Origin of the sequence: Salipiger bermudensis, from assembly GCF_017309175.1 — a bacterium.
In the GTDB taxonomy this organism is placed as follows: domain Bacteria; phylum Pseudomonadota; class Alphaproteobacteria; order Rhodobacterales; family Rhodobacteraceae; genus Salipiger; species Salipiger bermudensis.
In genome coordinates this window covers 385,559-410,135 of record NZ_JAEKJV010000002.1, presented here as the reverse complement: position 1 = coordinate 410,135, position 24,577 = coordinate 385,559, and the positions used below count along the sequence as shown (strand labels likewise).

The 24,577-nt window shown below is 68.4% G+C and carries 21 protein-coding genes; 12 read left to right on the top strand and 9 right to left on the bottom strand.

The window, feature by feature from the left end; genetic code table 11:
- The first annotated feature begins 77 nt into the window (after window positions 1-77).
- Both JF542_RS04710 and JF542_RS04705 read left to right on the top strand, forming a co-directional pair.
- Window positions 78-857: an SDR family oxidoreductase gene (locus JF542_RS04710; protein WP_207074907.1), complete on the top strand. Its 780-nt coding sequence runs from the start codon at window positions 78-80 to the stop codon at window positions 855-857.
- 89 nt (window positions 858-946) lie between these two features.
- Window positions 947-2,083 (top strand): hypothetical protein, encoded by a 1,137-nt coding sequence (locus tag JF542_RS04705; RefSeq protein WP_207074906.1) that lies wholly within the window; start codon window positions 947-949, stop codon window positions 2,081-2,083.
- Window positions 2,084-2,170: 87 nt separating this feature from the next.
- Here JF542_RS04705 and JF542_RS04700 read toward each other — a convergent pair whose 3' ends face one another.
- Both JF542_RS04700 and JF542_RS04695 read right to left on the bottom strand, forming a co-directional pair.
- Window positions 2,171-5,881 carry an efflux RND transporter permease subunit gene (locus JF542_RS04700; RefSeq protein WP_207074905.1) on the bottom strand — a complete coding sequence of 1,237 codons (3,711 nt, stop codon included), beginning with the start codon at window positions 5,879-5,881 and terminating at the stop codon, window positions 2,171-2,173.
- Window positions 5,878-7,203, bottom strand: coding sequence for an efflux RND transporter periplasmic adaptor subunit (locus JF542_RS04695; protein WP_207074904.1), 1,326 nt, complete (start codon window positions 7,201-7,203; stop codon window positions 5,878-5,880). Before JF542_RS04695 ends, JF542_RS04700 begins: the two co-directional genes overlap by 4 nt.
- Before the next feature lie 260 nt (window positions 7,204-7,463).
- On the opposite strand from JF542_RS04695, the gene JF542_RS04690 reads away from it, so the two are divergent.
- The 3 genes from JF542_RS04690 to der all read left to right on the top strand — a co-directional run bounded on the left by JF542_RS04690 (window position 7,464) and on the right by der (window position 11,093).
- Complete coding sequence (locus tag JF542_RS04690; protein ID WP_207074903.1) at window positions 7,464-8,120, top strand: tetratricopeptide repeat protein; 657 nt, start codon at window positions 7,464-7,466, stop codon at window positions 8,118-8,120.
- Between the two features lie 78 nt (window positions 8,121-8,198).
- Window positions 8,199-9,524, top strand: coding sequence for a PQQ-like beta-propeller repeat protein (locus tag JF542_RS04685; protein WP_207074942.1), 1,326 nt, complete (start codon window positions 8,199-8,201; stop codon window positions 9,522-9,524).
- A gap of 105 nt (window positions 9,525-9,629) precedes the next feature.
- A complete protein-coding gene (der, locus tag JF542_RS04680; protein ID WP_207074902.1) occupies window positions 9,630-11,093 on the top strand; it encodes a ribosome biogenesis GTPase Der in 1,464 nt (487 codons plus the stop codon).
- Window positions 11,094-11,303: 210 nt separating this feature from the next.
- Here the strand turns inward: der and JF542_RS04675 are convergent, their stop codons facing one another.
- The 4 genes from JF542_RS04675 to hpt form a co-directional block, all read right to left on the bottom strand.
- Window positions 11,304-12,203, bottom strand: a complete 900-nt coding sequence (locus JF542_RS04675) for a c-type cytochrome (RefSeq protein ID WP_207074901.1) — start codon at window positions 12,201-12,203, stop codon at window positions 11,304-11,306.
- A gap of 3 nt (window positions 12,204-12,206) precedes the next feature.
- Window positions 12,207-12,665 (bottom strand): c-type cytochrome, encoded by a 459-nt coding sequence (locus tag JF542_RS04670; protein WP_007800995.1) that lies wholly within the window; start codon window positions 12,663-12,665, stop codon window positions 12,207-12,209.
- A gap of 295 nt (window positions 12,666-12,960) precedes the next feature.
- Window positions 12,961-13,146 carry a hypothetical protein gene (locus JF542_RS04665; RefSeq protein WP_207074900.1) on the bottom strand — a complete coding sequence of 62 codons (186 nt, stop codon included), beginning with the start codon at window positions 13,144-13,146 and terminating at the stop codon, window positions 12,961-12,963.
- Between the two features lies 1 nt (window position 13,147).
- On the bottom strand, window positions 13,148-13,690 hold the full coding sequence (gene hpt, locus JF542_RS04660; RefSeq protein ID WP_007800991.1) for a hypoxanthine phosphoribosyltransferase: 543 nt from the start codon (window positions 13,688-13,690) through the stop codon (window positions 13,148-13,150).
- Window positions 13,691-13,775: 85 nt separating this feature from the next.
- Between hpt and JF542_RS04655 the strand changes: the two genes are divergently transcribed.
- Entirely contained in the window at window positions 13,776-14,231 is a 456-nt protein-coding gene (locus tag JF542_RS04655) for a type II toxin-antitoxin system RatA family toxin (RefSeq protein WP_007800989.1), read from the top strand.
- Between the two features lie 6 nt (window positions 14,232-14,237).
- Here the strand turns inward: JF542_RS04655 and JF542_RS04650 are convergent, their stop codons facing one another.
- From JF542_RS04650 to JF542_RS04640, 3 genes are read right to left on the bottom strand one after another with little or no spacing between them, the layout of a single operon-like run.
- A complete protein-coding gene (locus JF542_RS04650) occupies window positions 14,238-14,717 on the bottom strand; it encodes a CinA family protein (RefSeq protein ID WP_007800988.1) in 480 nt (159 codons plus the stop codon).
- Entirely contained in the window at window positions 14,714-15,199 is a 486-nt protein-coding gene (locus tag JF542_RS04645; RefSeq protein WP_007800986.1) for a phosphatidylglycerophosphatase A family protein, read from the bottom strand. Before JF542_RS04645 ends, JF542_RS04650 begins: the two co-directional genes overlap by 4 nt.
- Window positions 15,196-16,332, bottom strand: coding sequence for a bifunctional 2-C-methyl-D-erythritol 4-phosphate cytidylyltransferase/2-C-methyl-D-erythritol 2,4-cyclodiphosphate synthase (locus JF542_RS04640; RefSeq protein ID WP_207074899.1), 1,137 nt, complete (start codon window positions 16,330-16,332; stop codon window positions 15,196-15,198). The genes JF542_RS04645 and JF542_RS04640 overlap by 4 nt, the downstream gene beginning before the upstream one ends.
- 177 nt (window positions 16,333-16,509) lie before the next feature.
- Here JF542_RS04640 and dusB point away from each other — a divergent pair, with 177 nt between their 5' ends.
- From dusB to JF542_RS04610, 6 genes are all read left to right on the top strand, one after another.
- Window positions 16,510-17,493 (top strand): tRNA dihydrouridine synthase DusB, encoded by a 984-nt coding sequence (gene dusB / locus JF542_RS04635; RefSeq protein WP_007800982.1) that lies wholly within the window; start codon window positions 16,510-16,512, stop codon window positions 17,491-17,493.
- Complete coding sequence (locus JF542_RS04630) at window positions 17,490-18,575, top strand: two-component system sensor histidine kinase NtrB (protein ID WP_007800980.1); 1,086 nt, start codon at window positions 17,490-17,492, stop codon at window positions 18,573-18,575. The genes dusB and JF542_RS04630 overlap by 4 nt, the downstream gene beginning before the upstream one ends.
- Window positions 18,575-19,948, top strand: coding sequence for a response regulator (locus JF542_RS04625; RefSeq protein ID WP_007800978.1), 1,374 nt, complete (start codon window positions 18,575-18,577; stop codon window positions 19,946-19,948). The genes JF542_RS04630 and JF542_RS04625 overlap by 1 nt, the downstream gene beginning before the upstream one ends.
- A gap of 186 nt (window positions 19,949-20,134) precedes the next feature.
- Window positions 20,135-22,357, top strand: a complete 2,223-nt coding sequence (locus JF542_RS04620; RefSeq protein WP_207074898.1) for a sensor histidine kinase NtrY-like — start codon at window positions 20,135-20,137, stop codon at window positions 22,355-22,357.
- Window positions 22,354-23,772, top strand: a complete 1,419-nt coding sequence (ntrX, locus tag JF542_RS04615) for a nitrogen assimilation response regulator NtrX (protein ID WP_007800974.1) — start codon at window positions 22,354-22,356, stop codon at window positions 23,770-23,772. The genes JF542_RS04620 and ntrX overlap by 4 nt, the downstream gene beginning before the upstream one ends.
- A complete protein-coding gene (locus JF542_RS04610; protein ID WP_207074897.1) occupies window positions 23,753-24,361 on the top strand; it encodes a hypothetical protein in 609 nt (202 codons plus the stop codon). Before ntrX ends, JF542_RS04610 begins: the two co-directional genes overlap by 20 nt.
- Window positions 24,362-24,577 lie beyond the last annotated feature (216 nt).

Below are 24,577 nucleotides of genomic sequence, written 5' to 3'. Positions count from 1 at the left end.
GCATCAAATGGGATCTCGGCCGGTCTTTTTCCCGGCCCGCCCGGGCACGACCCGGGCCACAGAAGGAGACTGACGACATGGATCTTGGAATTTCCGGCAAGCGCGCGCTGGTCTGCGCCTCATCGAAGGGGTTGGGGCGCGGCTGTGCCGAGGCGCTGGCCGAGGCCGGCTGCACGCTGGTGATGAACGCCCGCAGCGCTGGTCCGCTCGAGCAGGCCTCGGGCGAGATCAGCGAGGCCTACGGCGTCGAGGTCACCGCCATCGCCGGCGACATCACCGATCCCGAGGGCCGCGCCGAGGTGCTGGACGCCGCCGGCCCCTGCGATATCCTCGTGACCAATGCCGGCGGCCCGCCCCCGGGCTACTGGACCGACTGGGACCGTGGCGATTTCATCGATGCGCTCGACGGCTCGATGCTCTCGCCCATCGCGCTGATGCAGGCGCTGGTGCCCGGCATGATGGAGCGCGGCTGGGGACGGGTGGTCAACATCACCTCGCGCTCGGTCAAGGCGCCGCTGCTGCCGCTGGGCCTGTCGAACGCCGCCCGCGCCGGGCTCACCGGCTTCGTTGCCGGCACCTCCCGCCAGATCGCCGACAAGGGCGTCACCATCAACAACCTGCTGCCCGGCGTGCACGACACCGCCCGCATCGACCAGATGGACGACGTCATGGCCGCGCAGAAGGGCATCAGCCGCGACGAGGCCCGCAAAATCCGCGCCGCCGGCATCCCCGCCGGCCGCTACGGCGATCCGGCCGAGTTCGGCAAGATGTGCGCCTTCCTGTGCTCCGCCCATGCCGGCTACATCGTCGGCCAGAACATCGTGCTCGACGGGGGCGAGACCTTTGCCACCATCTGAGATGCCCACAGCTTCTTCTGGCCGGAAATATCCCGGGGGAGTCGCCCGGAACGGGCGGCGGGGGCAGCGCCCCCAAACCCGCGACGCCCATGGCCCGCGGTCCTGACGGCAAGGGCGGCGGCGCGGGGTTCTCCCTCGCCGACCAGCTCTTCAACGCCGACAGCGCCGGGGCGCTTGCGCAGGAATTCTCCGTGCTGCCCGGCTTCGAGGCCGGGCGCTTCCTCGATCAGGTCCTGCCGCGCTTTCAGGGGCTTGGTGTGCATGCAAGGCTCGAGGTTCTCGCGGATGGGCTGGAGGCGCAACTCCCAAAAGATTTCAATGCCATGGCCGAAGCTCTTGACGCAACGCTTCCGGAGCCGCTCGACCGCGCCCGCAAGGATGACGACTTCGGTCGCTTCATTCACGCGGTGCATGGCGTGCTCGCAGCGAGGCACGGGATCGACCATCCAGAGCGTGCGCTTGACCTGCTGCATGCGGCGACCCAGCGCTTCTCGATGGAATACGCCATCCGGCCGTTCCTCAACCGCTGGCCCGATCTGGTACTGGCGCGGATGCAGGGCTGGGCCCGCGATCCGCATTACCACGTGCGCCGGCTGGTCTCCGAGGGCACGCGGCCCAAGCTGCCTTGGGGCATCGGCATCACGCTTGATCCGCGCGCGCCGCTTCCGCTGCTCGACGTGCTGCATGCGGACGACACCCGCTTCGTGACGCGCTCGGTGGCCAATCATCTCAACGATCTGAGTAAGACCCATCCCGACGCGGTGCTCGGGCGGCTGACCGCGTGGCACGAGAGTGGCGCGCAAACCCCGCGCGAGCGCGACTGGATCACCCGACACGCCCTGCGCACCGCGGTCAAGCGCGGTGAGCCCGGGGCGCTTGGGCTGCTGGGCTATCGGCCGGACCTGCCGGTCACCGCGCGGCTCGACATCCAGCCCGAGCTGCGGATCGGCGAGGTTCTGACCATCGCTGCCAGCCTCGAGAGCCCGGAGGCCGGGCCGGTGCTGGTCGACTACCGGCTGCGCTTTGCAAGGCCCACGGGCAGCGCCGAGAAGGTCTTCAAGCTGAAGGCCGCCGAACTCGCCCCGGGCAAGCCCCTGACACTCACCAAGCGCCACCGGTTGAAGGGCGATGCCACCACCTTTCGGCTGCATCCCGGGCCGCATGCGGTGATCCTGCAGGTCAACGGGCGCGACGTCGCCGAGGCGGGTTTCACGCTGCGGAACTGAGGTTCGCCGCCCCGCGAAGCGATTGCCCGGGACCGGTGCGGCAGTGACGACAGGTCTTGACGGTCCTTGTCTGAGCCCTCGTGCGCCTCACTCCGCCGCCTTCAGAGCGTCCTCGCCGCCGGTCTCGTCGGGCGTGCGTGAGGGGCGGGACGGGAAGGGCGGCACCTCTTCCCAGAGGATGGTCGGCGCCTTCACCCGCCGCGCCGCACGCGCCAGCGCCCAGTCCTGCGCCGCGCGGCTGCCGCGGCCCAGCGACAGCGCCGCCAAGGCCCGGGCGATCCAGCCGAGATAGGTGTTGAACCAGACCCGTAGCGCCAGCATCGCCGGCGTGAAGACCAGCGTCAGCACCGTGGCGATGGCGAGGCCGAAGACCACCGCCGTGGCCAGCGGCTTCCACCACAGCGAGGTCGGGCTGTCGATGGCATAGCCGCCGCCGAAGAAATCGAGGCTGAGGCCGATCATCATCGGGAACAGCCCGGCGATGGTGGTGATGGTGGTGAGCAGGACGGGGCGGATGCGATCCTCGGCCGTGCGGATGATCGCCTCGATCCGCGGCATGTAGCGCGAATACTCCTGAAAGGTGTCGATCAGCACGATGTTGTTGTTCACCACGATCCCGGCGAGCGCCACCACGCCGGTGCCGGTCATGATGATCGAGAAGGTCTGGTCCATCACGATCATCCCGAGGAACACGCCGGCGGTCGAGAGCACAACCGCCAGCAGCACCAGCACCGCGTTGTAGAAGCTGTTGAACTGCGCCAGCAGGATGATGAACATCAGCGCCAGCGCCGCCGAGAAGGCCTGGCTGAGGAAGGCCTGGCTGTCGGCCTCCTCCTCCTGGTCGCCGGTCCATTCCCAGCTCACCCCCTGTGGGAGCGGGTCGGTCTCGAGCCACGCGGTCAGCGCCGCGATGCGCTCGTTGGCATTGACCGGCACCACCTGCAACGCGCCGTTTTCGGCCAGGGGCGCCGGGTCGGCATCGCCCTCGACCTGCGTCAGCTCATAGGCGGTGCCGCGCAGGCTGAGGTCTCCGGGGCCGGACTCGGCCTCTGTCCCGTAGCCCACGGTCGCGCCGTCGCTCACGAATTTCACCAGCCCCTCGCGCACCCCGGCCTTGATGTCGAAATGGCGCTTCTGGTCGACGCGGTTGATCTCGGCGAGCTTTTCCACCGGCTGGCGGGTGATGAAATTCGACAGCGGCACCAGCCCGTCCTGCGTGCGCACCTTGAGGCTGTCCAGCGTCGAGAGCACCCGGTCCTCCTCGGGCAGGCGCACGCGGATGTCGATCTCCTCGTCCGAGCTGTCGACCCGCATGGTGTCGAGGGTCAGCCCGCGGGTGACGAGTTGCACCATGGCGCCCACCGTGGCCACGTCGGCGCCGTAACGGCCGGCCTTCTCGACATCGACATCGATCTGCCAGTCGATGCCGGGCAGGGGGCGGGTGTCCTCGATCTGGCGCAGCCCGGCCATGGCGTCGAACTGCGCGCGCGCGCTCTCCGTGGCGGCGAGCAGAGCGTCCCAATCGTCGGATTTCAGCCGCAGGTGCACTGGCTTGGCCGAGGCCGGCCCCATGGCAAGGTCGAGGATCTCGATCTGGATGCCGGGCAGGGCCTGCATCGCCTGGGTCAGCTCGGCCAGCACCAGATCGCCATCGAGTTCGGGCCGGTCGCGGCGGTTCTCCCACGGCACGATCTCGAGCTGGATCTGCCCGATCGTGTCCTTGGGTGGCTCGGCCCCGCCGGTGTTGGAGCTGAGCCCGCCATCGCCGGAGAAGGCGAAGGCGGTCTCGATGCCGGGATGGGCCAGCACGATTTGCTCGGCGCGTCGGACGAGCGCATCCTTCTCGGCCAGCGAGAGGTTGCCGCGGGCGCGGACATAGACGATGGCCTGCTCGGGCTCGCTCTCGGTGAAGAACTGGGTGCCGTTGTTGTTCTCGCCGTAGTAGCCGAAGACCGAGATGACAAAGAACACCACCGCGCCGATGGTCACCACCGGCATCACCGGGTTGGCGGTGATCAGCTGAATCAGCCAGCCGAAAGGCGTGCGGCGGTACTGCGCCTTGATGCGCTTGCGCCGGTGCTCGATGCGCGCGGCATCCAGCGTGATCGAGGCCATCACCGCGAAGACGAGGAAGACCGCGACGCCCGGCAGGCGGGCGGCGTAGCCGGTGAAGGGCGAATGGAATAGGAAATCCGGGTTCAGCACCATCATGGCGCCCACGAACATGCCCAGCAGCGCCACCGGCACCAGTGCCGCGCGCGCCCACCAGTTCGGCAGGCGGCGGCGCAGCCGCGCGCCGCGGCGATGCAGCCCGCGCGAGAATCGCCCCGAGACGCCGCCCATCACCGGCAGGTAGATCAGCGCCACCACCAGCGAGGCCGAGAGCACGAAGATCAGCGTCACCGGCAGCATGCCCATGAACTGCCCCGCCACGCCGGGCCAGAACAGCATCGGCAGGAAGGCGCAGAGCGTGGTGGCGGTCGAGCTCACCACCGGCCAGAACATGCGCTTGGCGGCCTCGACATAGGCGTGCATCGGCCCGGTTCCTTGCGCGATGCGCTTGTCGGCGTACTCGACGACGACGATGGCGCCGTCGACCAGCATCCCCACCGCGAGGATCAGCCCGAACATGACGATGTTCGACACCGTGATGCCCATACCGAGCAGCAGCAGGAAGCAGAGCAGGAAGCTGGTCGGGATCGCAAAGCCCACCAGCAGCGCCGCGCGGGTGCCGAGCGCCGCCAGCACCACGATCATCACCAGCGCGATCGCGGTCAGCACCGAGCCCTCGAGCTGCTTGACCATGCTGTCGACGATGCGGCTCTGGTCATTGCTGGCCGAGACCGTGACCGCGGCGCGCAGCTCGGGCGGCCAGTCGGCCTCGGCCTGTGCCACGACGGCGCGCACCTCGGTCGCCGTGTCGATCAGGTTGAAACCCTTGCGCTTGACCACCTGCAGCGCCACCGTGCTGTGGCCGTTGAAGCGAGCGGTGCCTTCGCGATCCTCGAAGGTCAGGCTGATGGTGGCCAGCTCGCCCAGCGTCACCACCCGGTCGCCATTGACCTTCACCGGCAGGTCGTAGATGTCGCGCGGCTCGTCGAAGCTCGAGGGGATCTTGACCGAGAAGGCGCCGGTCTCGGTCTCGACCTCGCCTGCGGCGACCAGCAGGTTGTTGTTCTGCACCACGTTGATCAGCTCGCTGGCGGTGACGTTGTAGCTCTCGAGCCGCAGCGGGTCGATGATCACCTCGACCATCTCGTCGCGATTGCCGGCGATGCCCGCCTCGAGCACCGAGTCGAGCGCCTCGACCCGGTCCTGCAGGTCCTTGACCACCTGCGCCATGGTACGCTCGGGCACCGGGCCGGTGAGCGAGATGATCAGGATGGGGAATTCCGAGAAGTTGATCTCGTTGATCGAGTAGCTCTCGGCACCGTCGGGAAAGCTGCCCTCGGCGGTGTTCATGGCGTCGCGCACGTCGGCCATGGTCTCGGACTTGTTCCAGCCGAACTCGAACTCGAGCGCCACGCCGGCATAGCCCTCGGAGGCCACGCCCGAGAGCGTCTTGAGCCCGTCGAGATCGGCCAGCTCGGTCTCCATCGGCTTGACCAGCAGCTTCTCGGCATCCTCGGCCGAGATGCCGGGGAAGGGGACCGAGATGAACAGCGCCGGGATCTCGATATCCGGCTCGCCCTCCTTGGGCAGCGTGGCGTAGGCATAGGCGCCGGCGACCAGCGACAGGAAGATGAAGGCCATCACCATGCGGGCGCGCTCGGCGGCCCAGTCGACGAGGCCGGTCACTGCACGACCTCCTCGAAGCTGGGCCGGACAGGCACGCCGTCGGTGACGTATTCCTGGCCCACGGTGATCACGTCGACGCGCTCGGGCAGGCCCGAGACCCAGATGCCGCTGCGGGTGTCGCGCAGCACGCTCACCGGCAGGAACTGCGCCGCGCCGTCGGCGGCGACCGAGCGAATGCCGAGCCTGCCGTCATCGTCGAGGGTGAGCGCCGATTGCGGCAGCAGATGCGCCATGGCGCCGTCGGCTTCGATGGCGATCTCGGCGGTCTGGCCGGCGCGGATCGCCAGATCCGGGTTCGGCAGGGTGATGTCGACGCGGAAGGTGCGGGTGGTCTCGTCGGCACGGCGGGCGATGAAGGTGACCTTGCCCATCACCTGCTGCTCGCCGACCAGCCGCGCGCCGGCGTTGGCTCCGGGGATCACGCGGGACACATCGGCCTCGGGCACGTATCCCACCAACCGGATCGGATCGAGCTGCAGCACCGTGGCGCAGCGCGTGCCCACGGTCATCAGCGCGCCGAGCTCGGCGGTGTCGTCCTCGAGCACGCCGGCGAAGGGCGCGGTGATCGAGAGGTTCTCGACCTCGGTGCGGGCGCGGGCGACGGCGGCGCGGGCGCTTTCGATCTGTGCCTCGAGGCTGTCGATGCCGCTGTCGGCGGATTTCAGCCCGGCCTCGGCGCTGCGCACCCCGGCCTCGGCGGCGCGCTGCCCGGCGCGAGCCGAAGCCAGCGTGGTGCGCGAGGAGTAGCCGCTCTTCGACAGCTCTTCGGCGGCGGTCAGGGTGATCTGCGCCTCTTCGAGCTGGGCTTCGGCCTGCGCCAGCGCTGCCTGCGCCTCGGGCACGCGCGCCTCGACCTGCGGGCGCTGCGCCTGTGCCTCGGCAAGCGCTGCCTCGGCTTCGGCCAGCGACGCGCCGGAGGTGCCGGGATCAAGCTCGCAGAGCAACTGCCCGGCCGCGACCGCGCTGCCCTTGGGCAGGGGCTCCGAGATCACCCGGCCGGTGGCCTCGGAGAGCACGTCGACCTCGCGGAAGGCCTGACTCTGGCCACGCAGCAGCACCGCGTCGTCGATCTCCTGCGCGGTGGAATGCCGCGCAATGACCGCGACGGCGCCGTCTTCGGGGGGCATTGATGCCGCAGCGGGATCAGTCGCGGCCACGTCCGTCGCTTGTGGGCCGTCCGCGGACGCGGGCCCGTCGGACGCGGCGGCGCTCTCCGCCGGGGCGATGTCGCGGGCAAAACCGAGCAGGCGATCGCGCTCGATCACCACGCCATAGAGCACGGCCATCACGACGAGCGCCGTCAGGATCGAAATGATACGCATGGTTCGGGGCTTCCCACTCGGCTCGGGTCTACGGGGCAAGGGATAACGCGAAACGGTGCCGCCGCAATGCGACCATTTCGATAACGGGTCTTGAATGTTCCCGGGTCTGAACTGACCCGTTCAGATTACCCGCCTTGGCCCGCCCGATCAAGCGGCGCGGGGCGATCGCCGCCGCGGTCCCGGCGGCGGATCCGGAGATGCCTTGGCAGTGCCCGCCGGGGCCTGTAAGAGGGGGCCGACAAAGACTTGTGAGGCCGCCCTTGAGCAATCCCGACAGTTTCATCGACGAAGTCACCGAAGAGGTCCGCCGCGACCGGCTCTTCGCCGCCATGAAGCGCTATGGCTGGATCGCCGTGCTGCTGGTCATCCTGCTGGTCGGCGGGGCCGCGTGGCGCGAGTACAGCAACGCCCAGAGCCGCGCCGCGGCACAGGCGCTCGGCGACGAGATCCTTGCCGCGCTCGAGGCCGACGAGGCGCAGGCCCGTGTCGCCGCTCTGTCCGAGATCGATGCGCCGACGCCCGGCGCCGAGGCGCTGATCGCCATGCTGACCGCGTCCGAGGCGGCCCGCGCCGAGGACATGGAGGCCGCTGCGCTGAGCCTCGAATCCGTCGCCGCCAATGGCGAGGTGCCCGAGATCTACCGCGAGATCGCCAGCTACAAGGCGATGAGCCAGGCCGGCTCCGGCCTGTCGATCGACGAGCGCCGCGCCGGGCTCGAGTCGCTCGCGGTGCCCGGCAAGCCGCTGCGCCTGCTGGCCGAAGAACAGCTCGCGCTGCTCGATATCGAGGCCGGTGACCGGCTCGCGGCCGAGGAGCGGCTGCGTCGCATCGTCGAGGATTCCGAGGCCACCGCCGGCTTGCGCCAGCGCGCCTCGCAGATGATCATCGCCCTTGGCGGCGCACTGGATGCCAGCTAAACCGGTGCAAACACAACGGGTCTGACCGGCGCGCCGGGCAGATCGAAGCGTGACAGGCGAAAGACGGGGGCAGTGGATTTGCGCATCACCACCATCACGGCGGGGCTTCTCGGGCTGACCATGCTGTCGGCCTGCTCGGAGCCAGAGGTCATCCTTCCCGGCGAGCGCTTCGGCACCCGCGAGGTGCTTCAGAACGGCGGCCCGGCCGAGGTCACGCCGCCAAACACCTCCCGCGCGCTGTCGCTCTCGGCCAGCACCGTCAATGCCGGCTGGGCACAAAGCCCGGTCTCGCCCTTCGCGCGGGTCGACAACGCCGCGCTGAACCGCGCGCTGACCCCGGTCTTCTCGGTCGATATCGGCGCAGGCGACGGACGCCGCCAGCGCATCAACGTGGACCCGGTGGTCTCGGGCGGTCGGATCTACACGATGGATTCCGAGCATCTGGTCAGCGCCGTGAGCAGCGCCGGCCAGATTCTCTGGCAGAAGAGCATGGTCCCCGCACGCGAACGCTCCGGTCAGGCGCAGGGCGGCGGGCTCGCCGTCGCCGACGGGCGGCTCTACGTCGCCTCGGGTTATGGCCGCCTCACAGCGCTCGACGCCGCCAGTGGTGCCGAGATCTGGGAACAGCGCCTCGGCAACACCGCCACCGGCGCGCCCACGGCGGCCGGCGGGCTGGTCTACCTCACCTCCGGCGACAGCCGCGCCTGGGCGCTCGAGGCTGAGAGCGGTCGCATCCGCTGGCAGATCGACGTGCCGGAAAACACGACCAACGTGGCCGGGGCGCCTGCGCCGGCCCTGAGCGAGAAGGCGGTGATCTTCGCCTTCGGCAACGGCGCGGTGCAGTCGGCCTTCCGAGAGGGCGGCATGCGTCTGTGGAGCGCCGACGTGGTCGGCAGCCGCATCGGCTCGGCACTGGCGCAGGTCGGCGACATCACCGGCGGGCCGGTGATCGCGGGTGACCGGGTCTATGTCGGCAACCATTCGGGCCGCGTCGTGGCCTTTGGCCTCGGCAATGGCGAACGGCTCTGGACGGCGCGCATGGGCGCCCGCGGGCCGGTCTGGCCGGCTGGCGATTCGGTGTTCCTCGTCTCGGACAAGAACCAGCTCGTGCGGCTCGACGCCGCCAGCGGGGCGCAGATCTGGGCGGTCGACCTGCCGGGTTACGAGCCGGTGCGCCGGCCGCAGCGCCGCCGTGACAGCGCCTTTGCGCATTACGGCCCGGTGATGGCTGGGGGCAGGCTTGTGCTGGCCTCCTCGGACGGTCTGCTGCGCAGCTTCGACCCGGCCTCCGGCGCGCTGATCGCCGCCACCGAGGTGGCCGGCGGCGCCACCACCGCGCCGGCGATCGCCAACGGCACGCTCTACGTGGTGACCAAGAAGGGCCAGCTGGTCGGCTATCGCTGAGCTGGCAGGACGAACGTGACAGGGGCGCGCGGGGACGATCCGTCGCCCCTTTCGCCGTGCCCGCAAATGCGCTATCGGGGCGGCTTGTGATCTGGGAGTCAGGACATGACCTTCTCGCTGGCCATCGTGGGCCGCCCCAATGTGGGGAAATCGACGCTGTTCAACCGGCTGGTGGGCCGGCGCCTTGCCCTGGTCGATGACCAGCCCGGCGTGACCCGCGACCTGCGCGAGGGCGAGGGCAAGCTCGGTGACCTGCGCTTCACGGTGATCGACACCGCGGGGCTCGAGGATGCCACCGATGACAGCCTGCCGGGCCGCATGCGGCGCCTGACCGAGCGCGCGGTCGACATGGCCGATGTCTGCCTGTTCATGATCGACGCCCGCGTCGGCGTGACCCCGACCGACGAGATCTTCGCCGAGATCCTGCGCAAGCGCGCCAAGCACGTGATCCTCGGGGCCAACAAGTCCGAGGGCTCGGCGGCGGATGCCGGGGTGCTCGAGGCCTACGCGCTGGGTCTGGGCGAGCCGTTGCGGATCTCTGCCGAGCATGGCGAGGGCATGCTCGACCTCTACGGCGCGCTGCAGCCGCTGGCCGACGGCTTTGCCGAGCGCGCCGCCGAGGAGGCGCCCGAAACGGATGTGAGCGTCGACGAGGAGGTCTCGGAGGAGGCCGACGAGTCGCTGCCGGAGATCACCGCGACGAAGCCGCTGCAGATCGCCGTGGTGGGCCGCCCCAACGCCGGCAAGTCGACTCTGGTCAACAAGATCATCGGCGAGGAGCGTCTCCTGACCGGCCCCGAGGCCGGCATCACCCGCGACGCCATCTCGGTGCGCACCGAGTGGGGCGGGGTGCCGATGCGGATCTTCGACACCGCCGGCATGCGCAAGAAGGCGCGGGTGCAGGAGAAGCTCGAGAAGCTGTCGGTCTCCGACGGCCTTCGCGCGGTCAAGTTCGCCGAAGTCGTGGTGGTGCTGCTCGACGCGGCGATCCCTTTCGAGCAGCAGGACCTGCGCATCGCCGATCTCGCCGAGCGCGAGGGCCGCGCGGTGGTGATCGCGGTGAACAAGTGGGACATCGAGGACGAGAAGCAGGAGAAGCTGCGCGACCTCAAGGAATCCTTCGAGCGGCTGCTGCCGCAGCTGCGCGGCGCGCCGCTGGTCACCGTCTCGGCCAAGACCGGGCGCGGGCTCGACCGGCTGCAGGCGGCGATCATGAAGGCGTGGGAGGTGTGGAACCGTCGCATCTCCACGGGCCAGCTCAACCGCTGGCTCGAGGGCATGGTGTCGAGCCACCCGCCGCCCGCGCCTCAGGGCCGCCGCATCAAGCTGCGCTACATGACCCAGGCCAAGACCCGGCCGCCGGGCTTTGTGGTGATGTGCTCGCGCCCGCAGGACATGCCCGACAGCTACACGCGCTACCTCGTGAACGGCCTGCGCGAGAGCTTCGACATGCCCGGCACGCCGATCCGGCTCTACATGCGCGGGCAGGGCGACAAGAACCCCTACAAGGGCCGTCGCGAGAAGAACGCCGGCGCCCTGAAGAAACACCTCGGCAAGAAGAAAGGCTGACACCAAGCGGTGCCGCTGCGCGGCGCTGTTTTGTTGGTGCAGGGGGCGCTGCCCCCTCTTGGCGCTGTGCGCCAATTCACCCCCGAGGTATTTTTGAACCAAAGAAGCCAGGAGCGCTGCGCCCCTGGCTTCTCTTCGTCAAAAATACTCTCAGCGGAGGCAGGCCGGTGCGTGCGGCCGGGAGGTGGTTTCGTGGCCGGTGCGCCGCGCTCAGTCCATCGCCCCGCCGGCGGGCAGGGCCTTGAGATAGGCCGCGACGGCCTCGCGGTCGGCCGGGTCCAGCTTCGCAAAGTTCTCCACCACAGCCACCATGTGGCCGCCGGCACTGTCGTAGTCCGGGGTGAAGCCGCTTTCGAGGTAATAGGCGATGGAGCCCGCGTCCCAGTCGAGCCGGTCTGGCGTCAGGCCCGGGATCGAGCCCCTGCCGTTGGGGTTCGGCGCGCCGGTGAGCCAGGCGGAGGCGTCGAGCCCGCCGAGCCCGTCGCGGGGCGTGTGGCACTCGCCGCAATGGGCCAGCGCCTCGACGAGATAGCGGCCGCGCTCGAGCTGCGCGTCGGGCACATCGCTCATCACCCAGTCGTCGCTCATGTAGAGCAGCTTCCACGCACCGACGCCGCGGCGGATGTTGAAGGGGAAGCCGACCTCGTGGGGCGCGCTCGGCGTTTCGGAGGCAGGCAGTGTCAGCAGGTAGGCCCAGAGATCCACCACATCCTTGTCGCGCATGTGGGCATAGGCGGTGTAGGGGAAGGCCGGGTAGAGATGCTGGCCCGAGGGCGAGACGCCGCGCATCACGGCGTTGGCAAAGTCCGCAAGGCCCCAGTCGCCGATGCCGTTCTCGGGATCTGGCGAGATGTTGGGGGCCACGAAGGTGCCGAAGTCGGAGGCGAAGCGCTGTCCGCCGGACAGCACCAGCTTGTCCTCGCCCGACGCGTCGGGGGCATGGTGACAGGAGGCGCAGCCGGCGGCGGTGAAGACCCGCTCGCCCGCTGCGGGGTCTCCGGTCATGCCGGTGAAGCGCGCCTCAGGCAGCCGCTTTGGCGCGGTCAGCACCCATCCGGCCCCGGCGGCGGCGATCGCCGCCAGGACCACGATCCCGATCGCCTTGCGCATGGATCAATTCCGCGGCGCGCGGTAGCTGTCGTGGCAGGCCTTGCAGGCGCCGCCAAGAGCGCCCATCGCAGGCCCGATCGCCTCGGCGCCGCCGGCGGCCGCCGTCTGCATGGCGGTGGCGGCCTCGCCGAGTGCCGACCACTTGGAGCCGAAATCTTCCCAGTCGTCCCAGATCTCGGCCTTGGCGCGGGTGCCATCCATGTCCATCTCGGACGAGCCCTCGGGCCACAGCGGCCCCTGGTGGATCATCGAGACCGCGACCAGCGAGTCGGCGGCAGCCTGCGCCGCCTCGGCATCGTACTCGGTCTTGCCCTGGGCCATGTCGCCCAATGTGCCGAGATTGATCGCGAGGATGCGGAACTGGCCCTGACGGGCTTTCAGCTGGCCGGAGTAATCCTGTGCGATCGCGGCGCCCGAAAGGCCAAGCGATAGGGCGGTGACGGCGGTCAGAAGGCGGGTCATCGAAAACTCCCTGTGGGTGATGTAATTTCTACCTATGGGTGCCATGAGAACTAGACCGGCAACCCGGCCTTGGCAAACCTAGCCTTGTCGCTCGACAGTGCTGTGACAACCGGAGAGTTTGCGCATCGATCGCGATATTCTGCGCGGGGACGATCTCGTGATCGGCCTGTCCGTTCGGGAATTATATTTTTAATCAGAGGATTAAGTGTGGTTTTTCACGTCGTTTGTGAGCCGTCAAGAGCCCTGTCCTGACCGTGCCTGACATGTCGCTCGCCAAACCGTGATCGGCCTTGGCTCAGGGGCTCACCCGCATCGGCGCGCGCAGGCGCTCTGCGGTCAGCGCGTCGGGCCAGCCGATCCAGCGCTCGACCGCATAGAGCGCGAGGCACAGGGCCACCACCGCCAGAACCAGCCTGACGCGACCCGACGATGGCGGGTTCCGGACCCATCGCGCCATGCGCAGCAGCCAGTGAGGGTTCATCCTACGCCTCCGGGAAACGCACCTTGCCGATGAACGGCAGGTTCCTGTTCCTCTGCGCGAAGTCGATGCCGTAACCCACGACAAACTCGTCAGGAATCTCGAATCCCGTCCAGTCCGCCTTGAGCGCGACCTCGCGTCGCGCGGGCTTGTCGAGCAGAGCGATGGTGCGCAGCTTGCGCGGCTCGCGCGAACTCAGCAGCTTCAGAACGTGGTGCAGGGTGAAGCCGGTATCCACGATGTCCTCGACCACCAGCACGTCGCGTCCCTCGATCGGTGAGCGCAGATCCTTGAGGATGCGCACCTCGCGGCTCGACTGCATGGCGTCGCCATAGGAGGAGGCCTCGAGGAAATCGACTTCGACCGGCAGGTCGAGCTCGCGCACCAGATCGGCGATGAACACGAAGCTGCCGCGCAGAAGGCCCACCACCACCAGCTTCTCGGTGTCGGCATATTCGCGCCCGATCTCGCGCGCGAGGTCTTCGATGCGCGCGGCGATGGTCTTGGCCGAGATCATCTCGTCTACGACATATGGCCGCTCTGTCATGGCATTCCCCTTGCAAAGACGGCCACAGCATATGAAGAAACCCCCGACCATTGTCACGCGATAAAGGGGCGCTAGAAAGACCGTCATGCCGACCCACTCCGAGACCAAGCACCTGCCTTACAGCGCCCAACAGATGTATGATCTGGTGGCCGACGTCGGCAGCTATCCCGAGTTCCTGCCGTGGACCGCCGCGGCGCGCATCCGTTCGACCGAGGACAAGGGGGATCACACCGTGATGCTTGCGGACCTCGTGATCTCGTTCAAGGTCTTCCGCGAGCGCTTCGGCAGCCGCGTGACGCTGTATCCCGAGCCCAAGAAGATCGACACGGAATACCTCGACGGCCCGTTCAAGCACATGATTTCCAAGTGGCATTTCGAGGACAAGCCGGAGGGCGGCGTCGATGTGCACTTCTTCGTCGATTTCGAGTTCAAGAACCGCATCCTGCAGGGGGCCGCGGGGATGTTCTTTTACGAGGCGATGCAGCGCATCGTGCGCGCCTTCGAGCGCCGCGCGGCAGAGCTTTACGGCCCGCAGGGCTGAGGCGGCTCAGTCCTCGCTCAGCGCGTCCTGCAGCAGCTCGAGCGCGTGATGGGTGGCCGCCTCGCGCACGTTTCCGCGCCCGAGTGCGCCGAACTCGACTGTTTCGCTGATCGTGTCGGTGGCACTGGCCAGAGCGAAGCAGACCATGCCCTCGGGTTTCAGCTCCGATCCGCCGGGGCCCGCAACGCCCGAGATCGCCACGGCGAAATCCGCCTCGGCGGCCACGCGGGCGCCCTCGGCCATCTCGCGCACGACTTGCTCGGATACCGCGCCATGCAGCGAGAGCGTCTCGCCCCGCACGCCAAGCAGATCCTGCTTGGCGGCGTTGGAGTAAGTGACGAAGCCGCGGTGGAAGATGTCGGAAGAGCCCGCCACGTCGGTGATCGCCGCCGAGACCTTGCCGCCGGTGCAGCTTTCGGCGGTGGTGATCGTGGCGCCGCGTTCGCGGGCCAGCATCAGGATGTCTCGGGCAAGAACTTCGGTCACATCAGCACTCCATGGGCAAGCGCGGCAAGCGCGATGCTGACGATAGCAGAAAATACGCCGGCGATCACGTCATCGAGCATGACGCCCATCGCGTCGCCTCGACGGTCGGCCTTACCGACCAGCCACGGCTTCCAGATGTCGAACAGGCGGAAGAACACGAAGGCCGAGACCCAGCCCGGCCAGAGCCGCCAGATGTCGACCGACATCATCATCGCGCCGTAGCCCACCGGGAACAGCGCGATCCACTGGCCGACCACCTCGTCGATGACGATCCAGGAGGGATCGTGGTCGGTGGCGTTGCTGGTCATCCGTTCGGTCGCGACGAGGCCCAGAACGAAGGCTGCGACGGTGGCGGCGGCGAGCAGCCAGAAGCCGCCGGCGAGCAACAGCGCGTAGGCCACGGGCAGGGCGGCGAGCGAGCCCCAGGTGCCGGGGGCGGGCTTCAGGAAGCCGACGTAGAAGAAGGAGGCAATGGCTTTCATGATTTCACCAGCGTGGCAGTTGCAATGGCGGCGATGCCCTCTTCGCGACCGGTGAAGCCCAGCCGTTCCGAGGTGGTGGCCTTGATCGAGACCCGGTCGGCCTCCATGCCCATGATGCGGCACATCTCGGCGGTCATGGCGGGGGCGTGGGGGCCGATCTTGGGGCGCTCGCAAATCAGTGTGAGGTCGATATTGGAGATGGTGAAGCCCTTGGAGCCGGCCAGATCGACTGCGTGGCGCAGGAAGATCTCGCTCGCGGCGCCTTTCCACTGCGGATCGCTCGGCGGGAAGTGACGACCGATATCGCCCTCGGCCATGGCACCGTAAAGCGCGTCGGTGACCGCGTGCATGCCGACATCGGCGTCGGAATGGCCCTGCAGGCCGCGCCCGTGCGGCACCTTGATGCCGCAGAGCACCACGTGATCGCCATCGCCGAAGCGGTGCACGTCATAGCCGTTGCCCAGTCGGATATCCATTCTCTCGGTCTCCTTCAGCAGTGCCTCGGCGCGGGCAAAATCGTCCGGGCCGGTGATCTTGAGATTGCGTTCCTCGCCCGGAACGATGGCGACGTCCAGACCGGCGGCGCGTGCCACCTCGACATCGTCGGCGGCGCCGCCGGGATGCGCCGCGTGGGCCTGCACGATGGCGTCATAGCGGAAGCCCTGCGGCGTCTGGGCGCGGTAGAGCCCGTTCCGGTCGCGGGTCCCGGTGACGCGGATCCCGTCGCCGGTCCAGAGCGCGTCGGTCACCGCAAGCGCCGGTGCCGCACCCGGCGTGGTGGCGAGCGCGGCGATCACCGCCTCTATCAATTTCCGGGAGGCGCAGGGCCGCGCCACGTCGTGGATCAGCACCCGCTCCGGTGGATCACCGGCAAGCGCCTCCAGCCCGGCACGGACCGAGCCGGCTCGGTCTCCTGCACCCTGCACAAGCGTGACGGGAAAACCCTCGCAAAGCGCCTCGGCGCGGGGCCGGTCATCGGGGTGAATCACCAGCACGAGGCGGGGCAGGTGGGCGAAGGCGCGCAGGGTCCAGAGCGCCACCGGCGCACCGGCGATCTCGCGCCATTGCTTGGGCAGCGCGCCCCCGGCGCGGGTGCCGCGCCCGGCGGCGACGATGATGGCGGCGGTGGTCATATCAGGCGTCCTTCCCGCCGCCTTCTCTAGGCGCTGCCCCGGCGCTGCGCAATGCGACCAGAAGGGGCGATCAAAAATTAGGCAAGCTGCGATGAGATGGGGCGATAAACCCTTTGGGCAATTGAATGTCGCGACATCACAGGTTACCTCACAAGCATCTGCACAAGGAATAGGCGCTTGAGTATCCTCCTCGGAGACAGGTCGATCACTCCCCCCGTCCTGCTGGCCCCGCTGGCGGGAATCACCGATCTGCCCTTCCGCACCCTCGTGTCGCGATGGGGCGCGGGGCTTGTCGTGTCCGAAATGATCGCCAGCGGCGAGTTCCTCACCGCACGCCCCGGCACCCGCGAAAAGGCCGAGCTTGGCGCCGCGATCGAGAACACCTCGGTCCAGATCGCCGGCCGCGCCCCCGAGCCGATGGCAGAGGCGGCGCGCATGGTCGCCGACATGGGCGCGCGGGTGATCGACATCAACATGGGCTGCCCGGCCAAGAAGGTCACCGGCGGCTACTCTGGGTCCGCGCTGATGCGCGATCCCGACCACGCCCTACGGTTGATCGAGGCCGTGGTCGCGGCAGTGGATCTGCCGGTGACGCTCAAGACCCGGCTGGGCTGGGACGATGGCAGCCTGAACGCGCCCGAACTTGCGGCCCGGGCCGAGGCGGCGGGCATCCGGATGATCGTGATCCACGGCCGCACCCGCTGCCAGTTCTACAAGGGTCGCGCCGACTGGGCGGCCATCCGCAAGGTGAAAGAGGCGGTCAGTGTGCCGCTGGTCGCCAATGGCGACATCACCGACGCGGCAAGCGCCCGCGAGGCGCTGCGGCTGTCGGGCGCTGATGGCGTGATGGTCGGGCGCGGGGCGCAGGGGGCGCCGTGGCGCCTGGCCGAAATCGCCCACGCGCTCTACGGAGCGCCGCTGCCCGAGATCCCCGAGGGTGCGGCTCTGACCGATCTTGTGCGCGAGCACTATGACCGGATGATCGATTTCTACGGCCCCGAGCTTGGCGTGCGCTGCGCACGCAAGCATCTGGGCTGGTACATGGACGCCGCCGGCACCGATGCCGCGATGCGCCGCAAGGTGCTGACCGAGCGCGACCCCTCCCGGGTCGGTGCATTGCTCAAGCCGGCGCTTGAAGAGGCCCTCGAGGAGGCCGCATGAACACCGAGATCCAAGGCCAGCTCTGGTCCTCCCTGCCGATCCCGGCGATCCTTCTGGACGCCGAGGAGCGCATCGCCGACATGAATCCGGCCGCCGAAGGCTTCATGAACAACTCGGCCAAGTGGCTGATCGGGCAGCCGATCTGGGATCGGCTTGCGGTCGACGCGCCGCTCGAGGAAAGCCTTGCCCGGGCGCGCGAGAATGGCACGCCGCTCTTCGTCAACGATGTCGACGTGGGCACCGGGGCGCGCCCGCCGCTGGTCTGCAACCTGCAGATCGCGCCGGTCCAGAGCCATCCCGGCTGGTTCATCATGCTGATCTCCCCGCGCGAGCTTGCCGGGCGGATGACCCAGAGCCATTCGGTGAAATCGGCGGCCAAATCGGCCATCGGCATGGCCGAGATGCTGGCGCACGAGATCAAGAACCCGCTCGCCGGCATCGCCGGCGCGGCGCAGCTCCTGAGCATGAGCCTCAGCAAGGACGACCTCGAGCTCACCGACCTCATCGTTGCCGAGACGCGCCGCATCGTGAAGCTGCTCGAACAGGTCGAGCAGTTCGGCAACCTTTCGGCCCCCGAGAAGAAGCCCGTGAACATCCACGACGTGCTCGACCGGGCGCGGCGCTCGACGCAGCTCGGGGCCGGGGCGCACATGAAATTCATCGAGGAATACGACCCCTCGCTGCCGCTCGCCTACGGCGATCCAGACCAGCTTTTGCAGGTGGTTCTGAACCTGCTGAAGAACTCGGCCGAGGCGGCGGACCAGAAGGCCGGCGGCACGATCCGCCTGCGCACCTTCTACGAGCATTCCTTCCGCATGCGCCGGGCCGATGGCTCGACCCAGAAGCTGCCGCTGCAGATCGAGGTGATCGACGACGGCCCCGGCCTGCCGGACGACATCAAGGGCGACGTGTTCGACCCGTTCGTCTCGGGCAAGGAGAACGGCACCGGCCTCGGCCTCGCGCTGGTGTCCAAGATCATATCCGACCATGACGGCTGGATCTCGGTGGACTCCGTCCCCGGCCGCACGGTCTTTCGCATTTCGCTTCCGCGCGCCCCGCGCGAGACTGAGGAGAAGAGCTAATGGACGGCACCGTTCTTGTCGCAGATGACGACCGCACCATCCGCACGGTCCTGACCCAGGCCCTGACCCGGGCCGGCTGCAAGGTGCACGCGACCTCGTCGCTGACCACGCTGATGCGCTGGGTCGGCGAAGGGAAGGGCGACGTGGTGATCTCGGACGTGGTCATGCCCGATGGCAACGGGCTCGAGATGCTGCCGAAGATCCATCAGGACCGGCCCGAGCTGCCGGTGATCGTGATCTCGGCGCAGAACACCATCATGACCGCGATCCAGGCCGCCGAGGCCGAGGCCTATGATTACCTGCCCAAGCCTTTCGACCTGCCAGACCTGATGAAGCGCACCGCCAAGGCGCTCGACAATCGCAACCGCACGCCGAAGCGCGAAGAGGTGGCGACGATCGGTGCCGACGGCCCGGACGAGCTGCCGCTGGTCGGCAAGACCCCGGCGATGCAGGCGCTCTACCGCCTCGTGGCGCGGGTGATGAACACCGATCTGCCTGTCCTGATCTCGGGCGAGAGCGGCACCGGCAAGAGCCTGATCGCGCGGGCGATCCACGATTTCTCCGACCGCCGCACGCTGCCCTTCGTCACCGTCACCGGGGCCGACCTGTCGGATCTCGAGGGGCCGGCGCGGGTGCTCGCGCGGGTCAAGGGCGGGACTCTGCTGATCGACGAGATCACCGACATCCCCGACGAGATCCAGGCCCGCGTCGTGCGGATGATGGATATCCCCGGCGAACACGTGCCGCGCTTCATGGCGACCTCGCAGGGTGATCTGGCGCAGGCGATGGAAGAGGGTCATGTGCGTCAGGATCTCTACTATCGCCTCTCGGGCGCGACCATCAACGTGCCGAGCCTGCGCGAGCGGGTCGAGGACATCGCGCTGCTCACCGACCACTTCCTCGCCCGCGCCGAGCGTGAGGGCGCGCCCAAGCGCTGGCTCTCGGCGGATGCGGCCGAGCTCTTCCGCGCCTACAGCTGGCCGGGCAACGTGCGCCAGCTCGAGAACTCCGTGCGCCGCCTGAGCCTGACCAGCCGCGCCGAAGAGATCAGCCGCCCCGAGGTCGAGGCGGTGCTGGGCAACCAGCCCGACACGGGTCCGATCCTGCGCGGCGGCGATGCCGAGAAACTCGGCACCTCGGTGGCCCGCCACTTGCGCCGCTATTTCGACCTGCACGGCAACATGCTGCCGCCTCCGGGGCTTTACGCGCGCATCCTCAAAGAGGTCGAGGCGCCCCTGATCGAGATCGCGCTGGAGGCGACCGGCGGCAATCAGGCGAAATGTGCCGATCTTTTGGGAATCAACAGAAATACGCTGAGAAAGAAGATCACCGACCTCGATATTCGCGTGACACGCCGCCGCAAACTGATGTAAAACCGCCACAGAGATGTGGCCGCGCTGCTTGGCTTTCGGCGAAAGTGGCGAAGAAGCCACAAGATATGGCGGTTCGCTGCATCGAGCAGCACATCAGGATGAGGTCGGCCTGTGGCCATCCGGGCACGGAAATCAGTCTCGCGCAGCGCGGCGTGGTCAAAGCTGGCCCGTCTGCGGCGTCAGCGCATGGTACAGAACATCGCGGCCCTGGGTCTCGTGATCCTCGGCCCGCTGCTGGCGCTGATGACCTTCATCGCGCTTGGCCCGCTCGACAAGGGCAGCGGGCCGGAACTGAGCCTCAGCCTCGTCCTTCTGGCCGATCTGATCTACGTCCTGCTTCTGGCGACGCTGGTCCTGGCCCGCGTCGCCCGGATGATCGCCGACCGCCGGGCGCAATCCGCGGGCTCGCGCCTGCACCTGCGCCTGACCGGGGTGTTCGCGCTGATGGCGCTGCTGCCCACGGTGACGGTCGCGGTCTTCGCCGTGCTCACCATCAATATCGGCCTCGAAACCTGGTTCTCGAGCCGGGTGCAGAACGTCGTTGGTGCCTCGCTCGCCGCTGCCGAGGCCTATGAGGAAGAGCAGCGCCGCGGCCTGGCCGAGGACGTCGACGCGCTGGCGCGCTTCGTCGACAACGCCCGCCGTGCCAACTTCGCTTTCGATGACGGTGACATCCGCCAGATCCTCGCGCAGGGGCAGGGGCAGGTGCAACGCGGCCTGCGCGAAGCCTACGTGATCGACGGCGCCGGCGAAATCCGCGCCCGGGGCGAACGCTCCTACCTCTTCGACTACGAACAGCCCACCATCGCCCAGTTCGCGCTTGCCGAGGACGAGGGCGTGGTGATGATCCCCGACTGGGACAATCACGAGCTGCGCGCGCTCACCCCGCTGGATGCCTATGCCGACCGCTATCTGTATGTCAGCCGCGCCGTCGACGGTAACCTTCTGAACCTGCTGGATGAAACCCAGGCCACGGCACAGTTCTACCAGCAGCAGGAAAGCGAGCGCGGGCGCCGCCTGTTCGACTTCGCGCTGCTCTATCTTGGCTTCGCCGTACTGCTGATCCTCGCCGCCACATGGCTCGGCCTGTGGTTTGCCGAGCGCCTGTCGCGCCCGGTCGGCCGTCTGACCGGCGCCGCGCAGCGCGTTGGCGCGGGCGATCTTGACGTGCAGGTGAAGGAAGAAGAGGGCGACGACGAGATCTCGATGCTCGGACGCTACTTCAACCAGATGACCCGCCAGCTCAAGGCGCAGCGCGAGACCCTGCTCGAGAACACCCGCCAGATCGAGCGCCGCCAGCGGCTCTTCGACAGCGTGCTCTACTCGGTCACCTCCGGCGTGGTCGGGCTCGATGACAGTGGTCGCGTCACCTTCGTGAACCGCTCCGCCGAGCGCCTGCTGGGATGGCACGAAACCAAGTCCGAAGTGCCGATCACCGTCGCCGTGCCCGAGTTCGGGGCGCTGTTCGACAAGCTGATGGCGACCGGGCAGGAGACCGCGCAGGAAGAGGTCAAGGTCAGCCGCGAGGGGCGGCTCGAGCACTTGCTGGTGCGCATGTCGCTGCGCCGCCGCGACGACGGCTCGCTCGAGGGCTACGTGGTCGCCTTCGATGACGTGACCGATCTGGTCAGTGCGCAGCGTATGGCCGCGTGGGGCGACGTGGCGCGCCGCATCGCCCACGAGATCAAGAACCCGCTGACCCCGATCCGGCTCTCGGCGGAGCGTATCAAGCGCAAGTTCGGCCGCCAGATGCAGGGCGAGGATGCCGAGAAGCTGGACCAGATGACCGAGGTCATCGTGCGCCAGACCGAGGACCTGCGCCGCATCGTCGACGAGTTCTCCAAGTTCGCCCGCATGCCCGAGCCCGAGCGCCGCCCCGAGGACGTGGTGACGCTGCTGCGCGGTGCGGCGCTGCTGCAGGAGACCGGCCAGCCCGACGTGCGCTTCGTCATCGACCTGCCTGAGGGCGAGATGCCTGCCGAGCTTGATGCCACGATGATCGGGCAGGCGCTGACCAACATCATCAAGAACGCCGGCGAGGCGATCGAGTCGCGTGTCGAAGGCGGCGCGCCCGAGGACTACGCCCCGGAGATCCGCGTCAGCCTCACGCAAGAGGACGGCCGCGCGCTGATCCGGGTGATGGACAACGGCATCGGCCTGCCGGAGGACCGGGCGCGGCTCTTCGAGCCCTACGTCACCACCCGCGACAAGGGTACCGGCCTCGGCCTGCCCATCGTGAAGAAAATCATCGAGGAGCATGGCGGCAGCCTCGCCCTCGAGGACGCGCCGCTCTTCGACGGCGACACCCATGCCGGGGCGATGGCGGTGATCCGCCTGCCGCTCGGGTCGATGCCGGCGGATCCGGCGCAGAAGCAGAAGATCATTGCAGAGTTAGAGGGGCAGACATGAGTGACATCCTGATCGTCGACGACGAGCGCGACATCCGCGAGCTGATCGGGGACATCCTCGAGGACGAGGGCTTCAGCACCCGGCTGGCGGCCAACAGCTCCGAGGCGATGACCGAGGTAAACGCCGAGCCGCCCGGGCTGATGATCCTCGACATCTGGCTGAAGGACAGCAAGATGGACGGCATCGACATCCTCAAGACCGTCAAGCGCGACAACCCCGATATCCCGATCATCATCATCTCGGGCCACGGCAATATCGAGATCGCCGTCGCGGCGATCAAGCAGGGTGCCTATGACTTCATCGAGAAGCCGTTCAACATCGACCAGCTGCTGGTGGTGATCCGCCGCGCCATGGAGACCTCGCGCCTGCGCCGCGAGAACCAGAAGCTCAAGCGCCGCGAGACCGAGGTGGCGCAGATGGTCGGCGACAGCGCCGCCTTCCGGGCGCTGGTGAGCCAGCTCGACAAGGTGACCAAGTCCAACGGACGGGTGATGCTCACCGGCCCGGCGGGATCGGGCAAGGAGGTGGCGGCGCGCTACATCCATGCCAATTCAGGCCGCGCGCAGGCGCCCTTCGTGACGGTCAACTGCGCCGGGGTCGAGCCCGAGACCATGGAAGAGGTGCTGTTCGGACGGGAAAGCCCCGAGCGCGGCATCGAGCCGGGCCTCCTGGAGCAGGCGCATGGCGGGGTGATCTATTTCGACGAGGTTGCCGACATGCCGGGCGGCACCCAGTCCAAGATCCTGCGCGTGCTGGTGGACCAGTCCTTCACCCGGGTTGGCGGCTCCGACAAGGTGCGCGTCGATCTGCGGGTGATCTCCTCCACCAACCGCGATCTTGACGCCGAGATCGATGCCGGCCGCTTCCGGCAGGAACTCTACCACCGGCTCAACGTGGTGCCGATCGCGGTGCCGAGCCTCGAGGACCGGCGCGAGGACATCCCGATGCTGGCGGCGCATTTCATCGAGGCCTGCAACAAGAGCCAGGGCCTGCCGGTGCGCCCGCTCTCCGAGGACGCGGTGGCGTTGATGCAGACCATGGTCTGGCCCGGCAACGTGCGCCAGCTCAAGAACCTTGTCGAGCGGGTGCTGATCCTCGGCGAGGGCACCGGTCCGATCGAGGCCCGCGAACTGCCGCAGGATGCGCCCTCGGGCGTCGAGGAGGAGGGCCGCGTGGTGCTCTCGGGCACGCTGGCGACGCTGCCGCTGCGCGAGGCCCGCGAGGCCTTCGAGCGCGAGTACCTGCTGACCCAGATCAACCGCTTCGGCGGCAACATCTCCCGCACCGCCGCCTTCGTCGGCATGGAGCGCTCGGCGCTGCACCGCAAGCTGAAGTCGCTGGGCGTGGTGACCGGCTCGAAATCCGGCGGCCGCATGGCCTATGTGGACGAGGACCATGTCCAGCAGGCAGGCTGACGCGGCGCTGCTCGCGCTGGCGCTGTTGCTCGCAGGCTGCGGCGCGACGGTGTCGACAAAAGGAAGCCTCGCCGCGCCGCCCGCCGCCGCCACCGAGGCCCGCGAGGCGAGGGTCGCCGAGCTCACCCGGGCGCTGCTGGCGCTTGGCCACTCGGTCGACCCCGCCGAGGCGGCCCGCGCCGCCCGCATCGCGGTCGAGGTGCCGCTCGCGCGCGCCCGCGACTGGCAGGTGACCGACCCGCCGCTGGTGCACAATTTCAAGGTCGTCAACGGATTGCGTGACAAGGGCGTGTGCCAGGATTTCGCCGACGCGCTCGAGATCGCGCTGGCCGGCGAACGGTTCCGCACCCTCGAGTTGCACAGGGCCATCGCAAATGCCCGCAACCTCAAGCTCGAGCATGCCACGGTGATCGTCACCGCCAGCGGCGCGCCGATGGAAAGCGGGCTGGTGCTCGATCCCTGGCGCACGGGGCAGGGCCGTCTCTGGGTCGGCAGCGTCACCGAAGACCCCGACTACCACTGGGAGTCCCGCGCGGCCGTGCGCGCGTGGCACGCCGCGTGGAAAGCCCGCGCGAGGGCCGGGACCTGACGCCGGCAGGTCTTCTTCTGGCTCGAAATATCCCGGGGAGTTTGAGGGGCAGCGCCCCTCATCGGCCCACCAGATGCCGCGCCGCGAGGCATCGGCCCAAGCGCGCTCGGACCGCCTTCAAAGGCCGCAGTCCCGCCCGTCCGGCGGCCCTGAGGGCAACCGCCCGTTGACGCTCTGGCGCGCCCGTGTCATGCCAACGAGACGTCTTGGGCCAAC